Origin of the sequence: Paraburkholderia eburnea, from assembly GCF_002917095.1 — a bacterium.
Taxonomy (GTDB): Bacteria; Pseudomonadota; Gammaproteobacteria; order Burkholderiales; family Burkholderiaceae; genus Paraburkholderia; species Paraburkholderia eburnea.
Map to the genome: position 1 here is coordinate 53,048 of NZ_PQGA01000014.1, position 14,749 is coordinate 67,796.

Sequence of the window (14,749 nt, forward strand, 5' to 3'; positions counted from 1 at the left end):
GCCGCGCCCTCGGGTCGGCGCGCATGGCGCCTCCGTGTGCGCGCGGCTAAAGTAGCGCCTCCACCTACACGAACTGTGTGCGCGCCCATGTATCTCGGCATCGACCTCGGCACCTCCGAAGTGAAAGTTCTGCTGCTCGCGCCCGACGGCCGCGTGATCGGCACCGCGGGCTCGCCGTTCACGGTCTCGCGCCCCCAGCCGCGCTGGGCCGAACAGAATCCCGCCGACTGGTGGGACGGCACGCGCCAGGCGCTCGCCGCGCTGCGCGCGAAGCATCCGCACGAATTCGCCGAAGTACGCGGCATCGGCCTCTCGGGGCAGATGCACGGCGCGGTGCTGCTCGACAGGAACGACACCGTCCTGCGCCCGGCGATCCTCTGGAACGACATGCGCGCGGTGGACGAATGCGCGGAACTGACCGCGCGCGCACCGCAACTGCATCGTGTCGCGGGCAATCTGGCGATGCCGGGCTTTACCGCGCCCAAGCTGCTGTGGGTCGCGCGCCACGAGCCCGAACTGTTCCGCCAGACCGCCTGCGTACTGCTGCCGAAGGACTGGCTGCGCCTGAAGCTCACGGGCGGCAAGGTTTCCGATCCGTCGGACGCGGCGGGCACGCTCTGGCTCGACGTGGCCAAACGCGACTGGTCGGATGCGCTGCTCGACGCCTGCAACATGACGCGTGCGCAGATGCCGGCGCTCGCCGAAGGCAGCGCGCCGTCCGGCACGCTGCTGCCCGCCGTCGCGCGCGAATTCGGCCTGCGTGAGAACGTGGTCGTCGCGGCCGGCGGCGGCGACAACGCCACCAGCGCGATCGGCATCGGCGCGGTGCAGCCAGGCGACGGCTTCGTCTCGCTCGGCACCTCGGGCGTGCTGTGCGTGATCGGCGACCGCTTCGCGCCCAATCCGGCCTCGGCCGTGCACGCGTTCTGCCATGCGATTCCCGATCGCTGGCACCAGATGAGCGTGGTGCTTTCGGCGGCCAGTTGCCTGCGCTGGGTCTGCAAGCTCACCGGCACCGACGAACCCACCCTGCTCGCCGAAGTCGAACGTCTCGACGCCCGCACGCTTGGCCAGGCGCCGCTCTTTCTGCCGTATCTCTCGGGCGAGCGCACGCCGCACAACGACCCCTATGCGCAGGGCGTGTTCTTCGGCATGACGCACGCGACCGATCGCGCGCTGCTGGGCTACGCGGTGCTCGAAGGCGTGACGCTCGCGCTCACCGACGGCCTCGACGCCCTGCGCGCCGCAGGCACCGAAGTCGGCCCGCTCTCGATGCTCGGCGGCGGCGCGCGCAGCGCGTACTGGGCGCAGCTCGTGGCCGACGCGTTCGACACGCCCACGCGCCAGCACGGCGGCGGCGAAACGGGCGCGGCGCTCGGCGCGGCGCGCCTGGGCTGGCTGGCGGCGGGCGGCGACTTCAACGCCGTGCTCGCCAAAGCGACCGTCACCGCCGAATACACACCCGATGCCGCGCGCCACGCGGCGCTGAGCGAACGGCTGGAGTCGTATCGCGCGCTCTACCGGCACGTACGGCCGCTGTTCGACCCCGCACGCGAAAGGCTGGCGTAAGGACGACGCCGATCCAGTACACTTCGCCCGCCATCCAACCACGCTCGCGCCGACCCCACCGTGCCCAAGTCCACCGAAAAACTCGATCTCGCCACCCGCGCCGCGTGGCTCTATTACGTGGCCGGCAATACCCAGAACGAGATCGCCGAAAAGCTCCAGGTCTCGCGCCCGGTCGCGCAGCGCCTCGTGGCGTTCGCCGTCGAGAAGAACCTGATCCGCGTGCGCGTCGATCACCGGCTGGCCGACTGCCTCGCGCTCGCGGACCGGCTCTCGAAGCGCTACGGCCTGGCGATGTGCGAGGTGGTGCCCGTCGACGGCGACACCCAGGAAGCGATCGACCGCAAGCTCGCCGTGGCGGGCGCGCAGGTGATGGAACGCTATCTGAACGAGGAGCGGCCGATGGTGGTCGCGGTGAGCAGCGGGCGCACGCTCAAGGCCGCCGTCGATCAGATCGCGCAGATCGAGCGGCCGCAGCACCGGCTCGTGTCGATGGTCGGGGCGATCGCGCAGGACGGATCCTCGAACCGCTACGACGTGGCGCTGCATATCTCCGAGAAAACCGGCGGCAAGCACTTCCTGCTGCCCGCGCCGCTGATCGCCGATAACGAGGCCGAGCGCGCGCAATGGTGCAATCACCGCCTCTACCGCATCGTCGAGTCGCTCTCGGGCGAGGCCGATGTGGCGTTCGTGGGGATCGGCAATATCGGCGAGCATTGCCCGCTGCACGAGGACGGCTTCCTGACCACGGACGAGGTGCACGAGTTGATGCGCCTGGGCGCCATCGCCGAAATGCTGGGGCTGCCGATCGATGCCAATGGCCGCCGCGTCGATTCGCCCACGGGGCGGCGCGTGACGAGCCTGCATCTGGACTCGCCGCCGAAGCGGCCGACCATCGGCTTCGCAGGCGGTGCGCGCAAGCGCGAAGCGCTGATCGCGGCGCTCAAGGGCGGCTGGCTGTCGGGTCTCGTGACCGACGAGGCGTGTGCGCGCGCGGCGCTGGGTGAAGCGGGCTGACGCTCGCACTGATTAAAAAACCCCGCTCGAAATAAAAAAGCCCGCTCGAAAGCGGGCGTCCCTCGTTGGGGCAATCAACAACGCTGCAAAATCACGCCGCCATTTCCTGCGCGAAACGCCGCTCGAACGCCAACCCTTGCGCGTCGAACAGGTGGCAGTGATCCGGTGTCGCGCCAAGCTTCATGACTTCGCCGCGCTCGTGCTTTTCCAGCGGCGGAATACGCGCGATCAGGCCATCGGGCGCAACCGACGATTCGGCGTACAGATAGGCCGCGTCACCGAGCGACTCCACCGTCATCGCCTTCGCGCTCACGCCGTATTCGCCCGCATCCACATGCAGATGCTCGGGGCGAATGCCCACCGTGACCGTGTCGCCTTCGCGCGCGCCGCGCGGCTCGACCGACACCTTCTGCGTTTCGCCGGTCGCGTAGCGCACCACGATGCCGTCGCTATCGACCTGCTGGATCTGGCCGTCGAAGAAGTTCATCTTCGGCGAGCCGATGAAGCCCGCCACGAAGCGGTTCGCCGGCGAGTGATAGAGACGGTTCGGACTGCCGACCTGTTCGACATTGCCCGCCGAGAGCACCACGATCTTGTCCGCGAGCGTCATCGCCTCGACCTGATCGTGGGTCACGTAGATCATCGTGGTCTTGAGTTCGTCGTGCAGGCGCGCGAATTCCAGACGCATCTTCACGCGCAGCGCGGCGTCGAGGTTCGACAGCGGCTCGTCGAACAGGAACACCTTGGGCTTGCGCGTGATCGCGCGCCCGATCGCCACGCGCTGACGCTGGCCGCCCGACAGTTGCTTGGGCTTGCGGTCAAGCAGATGGTCGATGTGCAGGATCTTCGCGGCGTTCTTCACGGCCGCGTCGATCTCGGGCTTCTTCGCGCCCGCGAGCTTGAGGCCGAACGCCATGTTGTCGTACAGCGTCATATGCGGATAGAGCGCGTAGGACTGGAACACCATCGCGATGCCGCGTTTGGCGGGCGACACGTCGTTCATGCGCGTGCCGTCGATCGTCAGATCGCCGCCGCTGATGTCTTCCAGACCCGCGATCATCCGCATGAGCGTGGTTTTACCGCAGCCGCTCGGGCCGACGAACACGACGAATTCGCCGTCGGCGATATCGAGGTTCACGTCGCGCAGGACTTCGTTGTCGTCGTAGCGCTTGAGCACGTTTCTCAGGATCACGCTTGCCATGATGTGTGTCTCCATTCGTTGCGGTGCGTCTTTCCCGATGCACCGCGATTTTCAGCACGTTCGTTTCTACGGTGCGCCGCGCGTCACTGCGCGCGCGCCTCCGCGTTCTGCATCCAGTCCGCCACCAGAGCCGGCAGCATGCGCATATCGTCGAAGACGGCCTGTGCGCCCACTTCGCGCAGTTCGTGTGCATGAGCGTCGCCGCCCACATGCGCGCCGCCCACGAAACCGAGTACCCTCATGCCCGCCGCGCGCGCGGCGGTGACACCCGTGACGCTGTCCTCCACCACGATGCACGCCTGCGGCGCGACACCCAGACCTTGCGCGGCGGCCAGATAGACATCGGGCGCGGGCTTGGGGTTGGCGACCGCGTCGGCGCAATAAATGCGATCGCCGAAAAAGCGCGTGAGGCCGGTACGCTCCAGCACCTGACGCACCACGGACGTATAGCTGTTGCTCGCGCAAGCCTTGGTGAGCGTGATCGCTTCGAGCGCCCCGGCCACGCCTGGGAACAGCGGCGCCTGCGCGGCTTCGCGTTCGGCCACCGCGCGGATCGCGGCGACATCGGCTTCGCTCAGACGCCGCCCCAGCGCCTCGCTCGTACCGCTCAGCACGCGCTCGATGCGCTGGCCAAGCAGCGGCATCAACACCGGCGCGACCAGGGCGCCAGGCCAGCGCGCTTCCAGCTCGCGCACCAGCACGCTCGCCGCCACCGCTTCGCTGTCGATCAGTACGCCGTCGCAATCGCAGATCAGCGCCTGGATTGCAACATTCGTCGCATTCGTCGCGTTCGTCATTACTTGACCGCTCCGAAAGTAAGGCCGCGCACAAGCTGCTTCTGCGACAGCCAGCCGACGATCAGCACGGGCGCGACCGCCAGCAGCGAAGCCGCCGACAGCTTGGCCCAGAACAGCCCCTCAGGACTCGAATACGAGGCGATGAACACCGTGAGCGGCGCCGCGTTCGAACTCGACAGGTTGATGCTCCAGAATGCTTCGTTCCACGAAAGAATGATCAGGAGGAGCGCGGTGGACGCAAGCCCAGGAACGGCCATCGGCATGAGCAGATAGACGATCTCCTGCCACGTGGCCGCGCCGTCCATGCGCCCGGCTTCGAGAATATCGCGCGGAATCTCGTTGAAGTAGGTGTACGCCATCCAGACCGCAATCGGCAGATTGATGAGCGTGTAGACGATGACCAGTCCGCTCACCGTATCCAGCAGACCGGTGTTCTTCCACAGCAGATAGATCGGCACCAGCACGCCCACGGACGGCATCATCTTGGTGGACAGCATCCACAGCAGGATCTTCTGCGTGCGATGGTTCGGGAAGAACGCCATCGCATAGGCCGCCGGGACGGCCAGGATCAGGCACACGATCGTCACGCCCGCCGAGATCAGCACCGAATTCCACGCGAACGCGAAGTAGTTGCTGCGTGCGAACACCTCGCGGAAGCTGTCGAGCGTCGGCATGAAGAAGATCGTCGGCACGTAGGCCTGCTGCTCGGTCTTGAACGCCGTGATCGTCATCCAGAAGATCGGAAAGAACAGCGCGATCGCGATGACCCACGCCAGCAGCCCCGGCACCACGCGGCCGATGAACTGGATCGGCGAGGAGCGCTTGACCGCGTGCGGCGAGTCGGGCACGTGTGTAGCAGTGACTTGGCTCATTTTTCGTACTCCCCTTTGAGGTTGCGCGCGAGCATGCGCACGAGGAAGAACGACACGATGTTCGCCAGCACGACAGCCAGAATGCCGCCCGCCGATGCGATGCCCACGTCGAACTGTTGCAGGCCCATCGAGTAGATCAGGTAAGTGAGGTTGGTGGTCGCGTTGCCGGGACCGCCGCCCGTGGTCGTGTAGATTTCGGCGAAGATCGACAGCAGGAAGATCGACTCCATCATCACGACGACGGCAATCGCGCGGCGCAGGTGCGGCAGCGTGATGTAGAAGAACAGCGCAATGGCGCCCGCGCCGTCGATCTTCGCGGCTTCCTTCTGCTCCTGGTCGAGCGACTGGATCGCCGTGAAGAGAATCAGGAACGCAAACGGCAGCCATTGCCACGACACGATCAGGATGACCGCGAACAGCGGGTATTCGGCGAACCAGTCGATCGGCGTCATGCCCATCGAGCGCATCGCGATGGCGACGAGGCCATACACCGGATGCAGGATCATGTTCTTCCAGATCAGCGCGGAAACCGTCGGCATCACGAAGAACGGCGCGATCGCAAAGAGGCGCGCGATACCCTGGCCGACGAACTTGCGGTCGAACAGCACCGCCATCAGCACGCCGCCGATCACGGTGATCAGGAGCACGGCGACGATCAGTTCGATGGTGTGCGCGATCGACGGCAGGAACGAGGGATCGGTCGCGAGATACTTGTAGTTGTCGAGACCCGCGAAGCCCTTGAGATCGGGGTTGAGCAGGTTATAGCGCGTGAACGAATACCAGATCGTCATCGCGAGCGGAATCGTCATCCACAGCAGCAGGACGGCGACCGAGGGCGAGACGAGCCAGCGCGACGCCGAGCGGCGCTGCTGCACCTGCTGCGTATTCGGTTTGGGCGCTCGGGTTCGATTGAATAGGGGCATGGGGAGATGGAGATGACGCATGAGGACCACCCTTCTCTATTGCGCGCCGTGCGGGGGGCACGGCGCCGCATCTTGCTTCACCGGACACGCACGCGGCCAGCGCGGACGCGTGCATGTGCGTGCGTGTGCGGCTTTGAGGCTGAGTGACGGCTTATTTCTGGTAACCGGCCTGGGCGACTGCGCGATCGGCGGCGGCGTTGCCTGCCGCGAGCGCCTGATCGACGCTCATCTGGCCTGCCACCGCACCGGCGATGCTCTGGCCCACGACCGTGCCGAACGACTGGAATTCAGGAATCCCGACGAACTGCACACCCGTGTACGGCACCGGCCTGGCAGTCGGGTGATTCGGATCGGCGGTCTGGATCGCCTTGAGCACGAAGTCCGAGAACGGCGCGGCCTGCTTGTACTCGGGGCGCTGATAGGTCGATACGCGCGTGCCCGACGGCACCGACGCCCAGCCTTCGTCCTTCGCAACCAGTTCGATGTACTGCTTCGAGGTCGACCATTCGATGAACTTCTTGGCGGCGTCCTGCGACTTCGACGACTTTGGAATCGCCAGCGCCCAGGACCACAGCCAATGCGCACCGTTCGGCGTCACGGCGGTCGGCGCCGCGGCGAAGCCGATCTTGTCGGCCACCTGCGACTGCGACTTGTTGTAGAGAATGCCGGCGGCTACCGTCGCGTCGATCCACATCGCGCACTTGCCCGAGGACATCAGCGTGAGGTTTTCGTTGAAGCCGTTCGAGCTGGCTCCCGGAGGGCCATCTTTCTTCAGCATGTCGACGTAGAAATTCACCGCCTTCTTCCATTCCGGCGTCGTGAGCTGGGCGTGCCACTTCTCGTCGAACCAGCGCCCGCCGAAGGTGTTCACCACCGTCGTCACATAGGCCATGTTCTCGCCCCAGCCGGCCTTGCCGCGCAGACAGATGCCGTAGGTGCCCGCCGATTTGTCGGTGAGCTTGTCGGCGAAGTCCCGGATCTGGTCGTAGGTCGGCTGGTCGGGCATCTTCAGGCCCTTGGCCGCGAACAGGTCCTTGCGGTAGTACGTCATCGAGCTTTCGACGTAGAACGGCAGCGCATAGAGCGTGCCGTTATACGAGAGACCGTCGCGCGCCGTCTTCACGACGTCGTTGAGATCGTAGTCGGCGGGCAGGCCCGTCATCGGCGCGAGCCAGCCGCGCTTGCCCCACTGCGGCGCTTCATAGGTGCCGATCATCATCACGTCGAACTGGCCGCTATTGGTCGTGATGTCGGTCGTGGCACGCTGGCGCAGCACGTTTTCTTCGAGAATCACCCAGTTCAGCTTGATGCCCGGATTGGCCTTCTCGAAAGCCGGCGAGAGCTTCTTCAGCTCGATCATGTCCGGGTTGTTCAACATGGCGACGGTGACGGTCTGCGCTTGCGCGGCACCGGCCGCGGCGATCAGCGCGCCCGCGCTGACGGTACGCAGCACGGTCTTCAATACGGGTTTCATGACGTTGTCTCCTTTGTTGTTACGTTATGTCGTGCTGCCTGGGTTGAATTCGTCAGCTCATCCAGTTGCCGCCGTCCACGTTGAGCGTCTGTGCGGTGATGTAATCGGCGTCGGCGGAGGCGAGAAAGAGCGCCGCGCCCGTGAGGTCCTCGGGCAGGCCCATGCGCCCGAGCGGCACTTCCTCGCCGACCAGCCGCTTCTTTTCGCCGAGCGGACGGTGCTCGTAGCGCGCGAACAGCGCGTCCACCTGCTCCCACATCGGCGTGTCCACCACGCCCGGCGCGATGCCGTTCACGTTGATCCTGTGCGGCGCGAGCGCGAGCGCCGCCGACTGCGTGTAGCTCAGCACCGCCGCCTTGGTTGCACAGTAGTGCGAAACGAGTGCCTCGCCGCGCCGTCCCGCCTGCGAGGACATATTGATGATCTTGCCGCCGTGGCCCTGCTCGACCATGCGACGCGCGACGGCCTGCATCAGGAAGAACATGCCCTTCACGTTGACCGAGAAGAGGCGATCGTAGATATCCCAGGATTCGTCGAGCAGCGGGCGCATGTCGAACAGCGCCGCGTTGTTGAAGAGTATGTCGATGCGGCCGAAACGGCCAACCGCCGCGCTCACGATGCGATCGATGTCCTCGCGGCGCGTGACGTCGGCGCTCAACGCCAGCACGCGCTCGGGAAAAGCCTCGCTGAGCGCGGGCGCGATGGACTCGGCCGGCTTCACGTCGACGATCACGCAGCGCGCGCCCTCGTCCAGATAGCGGCGCGCGACCGCCTCGCCGATACCGCTTGCCGCACCGGTCAGCACGGCCACCTTGTCCTGCAAACGTCCTGCCGCCGGGTATGCGGAATGTGCCACAGGGTTGTCTCCAATATCGTCCACGCCGATGAGCCACTTCTGTTTCGAAGCCAGGCTTGCGGCCTGAACACTCGCTCACCGCATGAGCATTTGCTCTCTTGGTGGTCGAATGATCGGATACGCACGCACACATGTCAAGGCGGACAAACGCCATCGCGGCGGATTTCGATGGTGCGGCGCGCAAGCCGCCCGTCCAGCGCCCGAGGGCGAGCACTTCCCGCGCCCGCCGAGGGGCCATTCAATATGCCGTAACCGTTGTGCCGTCCGGCTGGCTCGCCATCTTTCGCGTTACGTTATATCATCTCGCCTTCACGGATTTTTGCCTTCTCCGGGCGGTCCGGCGGCTTACAGACTGTCATCCGGAACCCGTTCTCACGCCTCGCTTTTCGTCAAGGATAGAACCATGCTCGCATTCACCCGCGCGACGCTGCGCACGCCCATCGTCCGTTCGGTCCGTTCGGCCATTTCGGCGCTTGCTGCCGCGGCCGCCCTTGGCGCGCTGTTCGGACCGGCAACCGCGCGCGCCGCCGACACGGCAATCACGGTCGTGGCCGCCGAAAACTTCTACGGCGACGTGGTCAAGCAGATCGGCGGCGCCAATGTGAACGTGACGAGCATCCTGAGCAATCCCGACCAGGACCCGCACCTCTTCGAAGCCAGCCCGAAGACCGCGCGCGCGCTCCAGCATGCGCGCGTCGTGGTGTACAACGGCGCGGACTACGATCCGTGGATGACGAAGCTGCTGGGCGCGACCGCCGGCCAGAGCAATGAGGGCAACCCGCGCGCGATCATCGTCGCGGCGGACCTCGTCGGCAAGAAGCCGGGCGACAATCCGCACCTCTGGTACGACCCGCAGACAATGCCCGCCGTCGCGCGCGCGGTGGGCGCGGCGCTCGACGCGGCAGACCCGGCGCACAAGAGCGTGTACGATGCGAACCTTGCAACGTTTCTCGGCTCGCTCAAGCCGATCGACGCGAAGGTCGCCGCGCTGCGCGCGCAGTACAAAGGCCAGCCGGTGACGGCGACGGAGCCGGTGTTCGGCTATATGTCGGATGCCATCGGCCTCGACATGCGCAACCTGCGCTTCCAGTTGGCGACGATGAACGACACCGAAGCCAGCGCCTCCGATATCGCCGCTTTCGAGCGCGATCTGCGCGAGCGCCGCGTGCGCGTGCTGATCTATAACAGCCAGGCGACCGAGGCGCTCACGCGCCGCATGCTCGGCCTCGCGAAGCAGGCGAAAGTGCCGACGGTCAGCGTGACCGAGACGCAGCCCGCGGGCGTGAACTTCCAGCAGTGGATGCTTGCGCAGCTCGATTCATTGAGCCGCGCGCTCGCCACTAAATAAGCATCAAACAACACGCAGTCAGCAGGGAACAGAAGCAATGACAGAAGCCGCGCCCGCTTCTCACCAGTCGTCTCAGCAGTCGAACCACCGCGCCCCGCAGCCGGTGCTCACGCTCGCGGGCGTGACGCTCTCGCTTGGCGATCGCACGATCCTGCGCGACGCCAATTTCGCGGTGAACCAGGGCGAGTTCATCGGCGTGCTCGGGCCGAACGGCGCGGGCAAGACCACGCTGATGCGCTCGATCCTCGGCCTCGTCCCCGCCTCGCACGGCGCGATCCGCGTGCTCGGCGAGCCGGTGGCGCGCGGCAATCCGAAGATCGGCTACATGCCGCAGACGCGCACGGCGCTCGCGAGCCGCCGCATCCGCGGGCGCGACTTCGTGGCGATGGCCGCCGACGGCCACCGCTGGGGGCTGCCGCGCGCCGACGCCGCCACGCGCGCCGACGTCGAGCGCGTGCTCGATCTCGTGGGCGCGACGAAGCTGGCCGATCGTCCGCTGTCCGAACTCTCCGGCGGCGAGCGCCAGCGCCTCTTGCTCGCGCAATGCCTGCTGGGCGACCCCAAGCTGCTGCTGCTCGACGAGCCGCTCATCAGCCTCGACCCGCATCATCAGCGCGGCGTGGTCGAACTCGTGCGGCGCGTGCAGCGCGAACTCGGCATTGCGGTGCTGTTCTCGGCGCACGAACTCAATCCGCTGCTCAACGCGCTCGACCGCGTGCTGTATCTGGGCAATGGCGTGGCGGCGCTCGGCAGCGTCGACGAGGTCATCACCGCGCCGGTGCTCTCGCGCCTCTATGGCTCGCCCATCGAGGTGATGCGCATGAAGGGGCGCATTTTCGTGATGTCGGGCGATGTCGAGGTCGAAAAGCACGACCACGAACATGAGCACGACCACGATCACGGCCATGCCCACAGCCACGCGCATTCGCCCGATCACAACAACAACGCCCACGGCCATTCGCACGATGCTTGACTACGATTTCATGGTGAACGCCTTCGCGGCGTCGGGCATCGTCGCGGTGCTCGCGGGCATCGTCGGCTACTTTCTGGTGATGCGCGGACAGACCTTCGCGGGTCACGCGCTCTCGCACGTGGGCTTCACGGGCGCGACGGGCGCCGTGCTGCTGGGCGTCTCGCCGATGTGGGGCATGGTGGGCTTCACGCTCGCGGCGGGCGTGTCGATGGGCGCGCTCGGCGAAAAACTCGCGGGCCGCGATGTGGCCATCGGCGTGATTCTTTCGCTCGCGCTCGGCTTCGGCCTGCTGTTTCTGCACTTCTTCACCGCCTACGCCACCCAGGTCACGTCGCTGCTGTTCGGCAACGTGCTGGGCGTGAACCGCGACACGCTCGGCGCGCTCGCGGCGCTCGCCGTGGCCAGCCTCGCGGCGCTCGCGGCGATCATGCGCCCGCTGCTGTTCGCTTCGCTGCAGCCGGAACTGGCCGAAGCCAAGGGCGTATCGCTGCGCCTCGTCTCGGTGCTGTTCCTGGCCATCGCGGCGCTCGCCGTGGCGGCCTGCACGCAGATCGTCGGCGTTTTGCTGGTGTTCACGCTGATGGTCGGCCCCGCCGCCGCCGCGCAGAACCTCACGACGCGCCTGTCCGCCGGGCTCGTGCTCGCGGCGCTGCTCGCGCTGGCGCAGGCGTGGATCGGCGTTGCGCTCGCCTACTACACCGACTGGCCCACGAGCTTCTGGATCACCGCCCTCGCCGCGCTGGTCTATGGCGCGAGCCTGATCGGGCGGCGTTGAGCCAATCCGCCACGATTCAGATTCAAACGGCTCCGAAAAAAACGGCGTTGCACCGAAAGGCGCAACGCCGTTTTTGCATTCGGCGTTGCCGATGCCCGTCGAGACGCGTCAACCGTCGCTCATGATGAGACGCAGGCGGCGCGACTCATCGGCATTCGCGAGCAGATCCTCGAAGCGCTGATCCGCCAGCCGCGTGAGCGCCGCCGTGGCGTCGGGCGTGGCGATGTCGAGACCGCGCAGCACGTCCTGATCCGCGCCCGCATCGCTGTTCAGATGCAGATAGCGCTCGCGCAATTCGCGCGCGCAAGTGGCCTGCGCCATGCGCTCCTGCGCCTCCATGCTCAGCGCGAGCGCGGGCTGCGCCCAGGCGAAGCCGCGCAGCGGCAGACGGCTGGGCACGCTGCGATGGCGCACGCCCGTGGTGCCGACGCTCAACATGCGCACCGGCACGCCGCGCCGCTGCGCCTGGTTCAACGCGTGCGCATCGGGGCAATTCGCCGCGAGTCCGCCGTCCACATGCCAGTCGCCGTCGAGCAGCATCGCCGGGAAATGCGCGGGCGCGGCCGAGCTTGCGCGCGCCGCTTCGAGCAGCGTGCAGGTATCGGCGTCATCGCCCGCCAGCCCACGGCTGCGCAACAGGCGCAACTCGCCCAGCGACCAGCTCACGGTCGTGAGCATGAGCGGCTTGTCGATCTCGCTCAGACGCTTGCCCGCCCAGCCATCGAGACAGGCGACGATGGCCAGTTCGAGCGGTTCGGCTGAATAGACCTTCTCGCTGAAGAGCTTGCGCAAGGCGCTGCCGAAGAGCTTCGGAAAAATCGTCGGCCCCCACTGCGCGAGCATCGCGTGGAGTTCGCGCGCGCTCACGCCCGCGGCAAGACCCGCCGCAAGAATGCCGCCCACGGAAGTCCCCGCGATCAGATCGAAACGCTCACCAATCGGCGCTCCCTCATTGCCAAAGCGCTCGCTTTCCTCGATGCGCGCGAGCAGCCGCGCCGTGTAGAGGCCGCGATAACCGCCGCCCGACAGGCTCAGCACACGCGTGCAGGCGGGCGCCGGGGTAAGCCGGCCGTCGGGCACCCGGAACTGGTCGTCCAAGGGCTCAAGCCTCGAGCAGGGACACGACTTCCACCTGGAGCTTGCGCAGCTCGCGGTGATACGTCTCCTCCGGCTCGACCAGCGTGCAGCCGTTGGCGACCGCCGTGGCGATCACCATCCGCGTGTCCTGGCCGACCGCATGGCGCTGCCCGCTCTTCTCGATTTCGAGCGGATGATGACCGCGCCACTGCTCCCACTCGGCGGCCTCGTTTTCGGCGAACGGCAGCAGCACTGAGCCGTCGTCCACGAGCGCCGCGAGACGCGCTTCGAGCGTCTTTCTGAACGCCGCGCGGCGCGGCTCGCTAGTCTTGTGCTGGGCGATCACCTGGCGCGCGGCCGCCACGCTGATGACGCTCAGATTGATGTCGCGCGCCTTCACGCCGCCTTCGATCCATTTACGCGAGGCGGTGTCTTCGATGCACATGTCGATGAGCGTATTGGTGCCCAACAGGAATCTCGGCATGAACGGCCTATGTTGTTCCAGTGAGTTTTAGCGCGGCACGCGGTAGTGATCCTCGGCGTCGATGGACACGTCGCGCGGCAGCTTGCCGGTAGCGCTCACCGATGGCAGTCCGGCGAACACTTCCGCCACGGTGCGGTCGCTGACCGTGTTGGACATGAGCGCGACGGCCTGCTCCAACCCGAGGATGATGAACGGCTCCGGGCCCTGATTGACGATCTCGACCGAACCCGACTTCACGCGCTTGAGCACGCTCGAATAATTCGTCTTGAAGGCCGAGATGGGCGTGCCGGCGGCGTTGACGTCGGTGGCGCCCACGCGCGCGGCGATCGCCTTCACGGCCGCCTGGAAATCGACCATGCGTCGCTCGGCGGTTTCCTTGCTGGCTTTCGGATCGATGAGGGATGCGGGCATGGCCGTGTACTCCAGAAAAAGATCAACCTGACCAGATGATAGTACCAGGTTGACCAGATATCAAAGTTTCACACGGGGTCGGGTGCTTACTTCAGCAGCACGCGCGCGTGATGCGCCAGATGATCCTCGATGAAGCTCTGGATGAAGAAATAGCCGTGATCGTAGCCCTCGTGACGGCGCAGCGTGAGCGGCTGGCCCGCCGCCGCGCAGGCGGCTTCGAACACGTCCGGGTTGAGCTGGTTCGCGAGGAAGTTATCGGCCAGACCCTGATCGACGAGGATGCCTTCCTCGAACTTGCGCGCCGCATGACCGACGAGTTCGCTGGCGTCGTATTGCTTCCACGCCTCACGGTCGTCGCCCAGATAGCCCGAGAACGCCTTCTCGCCCCACGGGCAGCGCGTGGGCGCGGCGATCGGCGCGAACGCCGAGACAGATCGATAGATCTGCGGATTGCGCAGCGCGAGCGTGAGCGCGCCATGCCCGCCCATCGAGTGACCGAAAATGCCCAGGCGTTCGCCGTCGATGGGCAGATTCGCAGTCACCGCTTCGCGCAGTTCGTCGCGCACGTAGCTGCCCATGCGCCAGTGCTTCGACCACGGCTCGCGCGTGGCGTCGAGGTAGAAACCCGCGCCCACGCCGAAATCCCAGGCGTCGGCTTCGCCCGGCACGTTCGCGCCGCGCGGGCTGGTGTCCGGCGCGATCAGCGCAATGCCGTGCTGCGCGGCGAAGCGCTGCGCGCCCGCCTTGATCGGAAAGGTCTCTTCCGTGCAGGTCAGGCCCGCGAGATAGAACAGCCCCGGCACCTTCTGCGTGCGCGCCTGCGGCGGCAGATAGACCGAAAAACGCATCGGCAGGCCGATCGTTTCCGAATCGTGCTTGTAGATGCGCTGCACGCCGTCGTAGCAGGCGTGTTCTTCAATCAGGATCAGCATGGTTTCTCCGTTGATACCGTTTTCTTCGTGTTCAGTGTGTTGA

15 protein-coding genes are annotated in these 14,749 nt (G+C 66.3%); 5 read left to right on the forward strand and 10 right to left on the reverse strand.

Features of this window, described 5'->3' with window-relative positions; genetic code table 11:
- Nucleotides 1–87: 87 nt before the first annotated feature.
- Nucleotides 88–1,569: a xylulokinase gene (xylB, locus tag B0G62_RS21965; RefSeq protein WP_103706320.1), complete on the forward strand. Its 1,482-nt coding sequence runs from the start codon at nt 88–90 to the stop codon at nt 1,567–1,569.
- A gap of 60 nt (nt 1,570–1,629) precedes the next feature.
- Nucleotides 1,630–2,583 (forward strand): sugar-binding transcriptional regulator, encoded by a 954-nt coding sequence (locus tag B0G62_RS21970; RefSeq protein WP_103706321.1) that lies wholly within the window; start codon nt 1,630–1,632, stop codon nt 2,581–2,583.
- 91 nt (nt 2,584–2,674) lie between these two features.
- On the opposite strand, the gene B0G62_RS21975 is transcribed toward B0G62_RS21970, so the two are convergent.
- From B0G62_RS21975 to B0G62_RS22000, 6 genes are all read right to left on the reverse strand, one after another.
- Nucleotides 2,675–3,784, reverse strand: a complete 1,110-nt coding sequence (locus tag B0G62_RS21975; protein ID WP_103706322.1) for an ABC transporter ATP-binding protein — start codon at nt 3,782–3,784, stop codon at nt 2,675–2,677.
- An 83-nt stretch (nt 3,785–3,867) separates the two neighbouring features.
- The gene (locus B0G62_RS21980) at nt 3,868–4,581 is read right to left on the reverse strand and encodes an HAD family hydrolase (RefSeq protein WP_103706323.1); all 714 of its coding nucleotides are present in this window, start codon (nt 4,579–4,581) and stop codon (nt 3,868–3,870) included.
- The gene (locus B0G62_RS21985; RefSeq protein WP_103706324.1) at nt 4,581–5,453 is read right to left on the reverse strand and encodes a carbohydrate ABC transporter permease; all 873 of its coding nucleotides are present in this window, start codon (nt 5,451–5,453) and stop codon (nt 4,581–4,583) included. The genes B0G62_RS21980 and B0G62_RS21985 overlap by 1 nt, the downstream gene beginning before the upstream one ends.
- Nucleotides 5,450–6,397, reverse strand: coding sequence for a carbohydrate ABC transporter permease (locus B0G62_RS21990; RefSeq protein ID WP_103706325.1), 948 nt, complete (start codon nt 6,395–6,397; stop codon nt 5,450–5,452). Before B0G62_RS21990 ends, B0G62_RS21985 begins: the two co-directional genes overlap by 4 nt.
- 130 nt (nt 6,398–6,527) lie before the next feature.
- Nucleotides 6,528–7,850 (reverse strand): ABC transporter substrate-binding protein, encoded by a 1,323-nt coding sequence (locus tag B0G62_RS21995; protein WP_103706326.1) that lies wholly within the window; start codon nt 7,848–7,850, stop codon nt 6,528–6,530.
- A 52-nt stretch (nt 7,851–7,902) separates the two neighbouring features.
- The gene (locus B0G62_RS22000) at nt 7,903–8,706 is read right to left on the reverse strand and encodes an L-iditol 2-dehydrogenase (protein ID WP_244193332.1); all 804 of its coding nucleotides are present in this window, start codon (nt 8,704–8,706) and stop codon (nt 7,903–7,905) included.
- A gap of 403 nt (nt 8,707–9,109) precedes the next feature.
- Between B0G62_RS22000 and B0G62_RS22005 the strand changes: the two genes are divergently transcribed.
- From B0G62_RS22005 to B0G62_RS22015, 3 genes are read left to right on the forward strand one after another with little or no spacing between them, the layout of a single operon-like run.
- Entirely contained in the window at nt 9,110–10,054 is a 945-nt protein-coding gene (locus B0G62_RS22005; RefSeq protein ID WP_103706328.1) for a metal ABC transporter solute-binding protein, read from the forward strand.
- A gap of 37 nt (nt 10,055–10,091) precedes the next feature.
- The gene (locus tag B0G62_RS22010; protein WP_103706329.1) at nt 10,092–11,027 is read left to right on the forward strand and encodes an ABC transporter ATP-binding protein; all 936 of its coding nucleotides are present in this window, start codon (nt 10,092–10,094) and stop codon (nt 11,025–11,027) included.
- Entirely contained in the window at nt 11,020–11,802 is a 783-nt protein-coding gene (locus tag B0G62_RS22015; RefSeq protein ID WP_103706330.1) for a metal ABC transporter permease, read from the forward strand. The genes B0G62_RS22010 and B0G62_RS22015 overlap by 8 nt, the downstream gene beginning before the upstream one ends.
- 108 nt (nt 11,803–11,910) lie before the next feature.
- Here B0G62_RS22015 and B0G62_RS22020 read toward each other — a convergent pair whose 3' ends face one another.
- The 4 genes from B0G62_RS22020 to fghA form a co-directional block, all read right to left on the reverse strand.
- The gene (locus B0G62_RS22020) at nt 11,911–12,900 is read right to left on the reverse strand and encodes a patatin-like phospholipase family protein (RefSeq protein WP_103706331.1); all 990 of its coding nucleotides are present in this window, start codon (nt 12,898–12,900) and stop codon (nt 11,911–11,913) included.
- A 4-nt stretch (nt 12,901–12,904) separates the two neighbouring features.
- Complete coding sequence (locus B0G62_RS22025; RefSeq protein ID WP_103706332.1) at nt 12,905–13,363, reverse strand: PIN domain-containing protein; 459 nt, start codon at nt 13,361–13,363, stop codon at nt 12,905–12,907.
- A gap of 27 nt (nt 13,364–13,390) precedes the next feature.
- Nucleotides 13,391–13,774 carry a hypothetical protein gene (locus tag B0G62_RS22030; protein WP_103706333.1) on the reverse strand — a complete coding sequence of 128 codons (384 nt, stop codon included), beginning with the start codon at nt 13,772–13,774 and terminating at the stop codon, nt 13,391–13,393.
- 86 nt (nt 13,775–13,860) lie between these two features.
- On the reverse strand, nt 13,861–14,706 hold the full coding sequence (gene fghA, locus B0G62_RS22035) for an S-formylglutathione hydrolase (protein WP_103706412.1): 846 nt from the start codon (nt 14,704–14,706) through the stop codon (nt 13,861–13,863).
- Between the last annotated feature and the right edge of the window lie 43 nt (nt 14,707–14,749).

Excerpts from the sequence above, each read along its gene's own strand:
- xylB (WP_103706320.1), top strand. The coding sequence starts at position 88 with ATGTATCTCGGCATCGACCTCGGCACCTCCGAAGTGAAAGTTCTGCTG.
- B0G62_RS21975 (WP_103706322.1), bottom strand. The coding sequence starts at position 3,784 with ATGGCAAGCGTGATCCTGAGAAACGTGCTCAAGCGCTACGACGACAAC.
- B0G62_RS21980 (WP_103706323.1), bottom strand. The coding sequence starts at position 4,581 with ATGACGAACGCGACGAATGCGACGAATGTTGCAATCCAGGCGCTGATC.
- B0G62_RS21985 (WP_103706324.1), bottom strand. The coding sequence starts at position 5,453 with ATGAGCCAAGTCACTGCTACACACGTGCCCGACTCGCCGCACGCGGTC.
- B0G62_RS21990 (WP_103706325.1), bottom strand. The coding sequence starts at position 6,397 with ATGCGTCATCTCCATCTCCCCATGCCCCTATTCAATCGAACCCGAGCG.
- B0G62_RS21995 (WP_103706326.1), bottom strand. The coding sequence starts at position 7,850 with ATGAAACCCGTATTGAAGACCGTGCTGCGTACCGTCAGCGCGGGCGCG.
- B0G62_RS22005 (WP_103706328.1), top strand. The coding sequence starts at position 9,110 with ATGCTCGCATTCACCCGCGCGACGCTGCGCACGCCCATCGTCCGTTCG.
- B0G62_RS22010 (WP_103706329.1), top strand. The coding sequence starts at position 10,092 with ATGACAGAAGCCGCGCCCGCTTCTCACCAGTCGTCTCAGCAGTCGAAC.
- B0G62_RS22015 (WP_103706330.1), top strand. The coding sequence starts at position 11,020 with ATGCTTGACTACGATTTCATGGTGAACGCCTTCGCGGCGTCGGGCATC.
- B0G62_RS22025 (WP_103706332.1), bottom strand. The coding sequence starts at position 13,363 with ATGCCGAGATTCCTGTTGGGCACCAATACGCTCATCGACATGTGCATC.
- B0G62_RS22030 (WP_103706333.1), bottom strand. The coding sequence starts at position 13,774 with ATGCCCGCATCCCTCATCGATCCGAAAGCCAGCAAGGAAACCGCCGAG.
- fghA (WP_103706412.1), bottom strand. The coding sequence starts at position 14,706 with ATGCTGATCCTGATTGAAGAACACGCCTGCTACGACGGCGTGCAGCGC.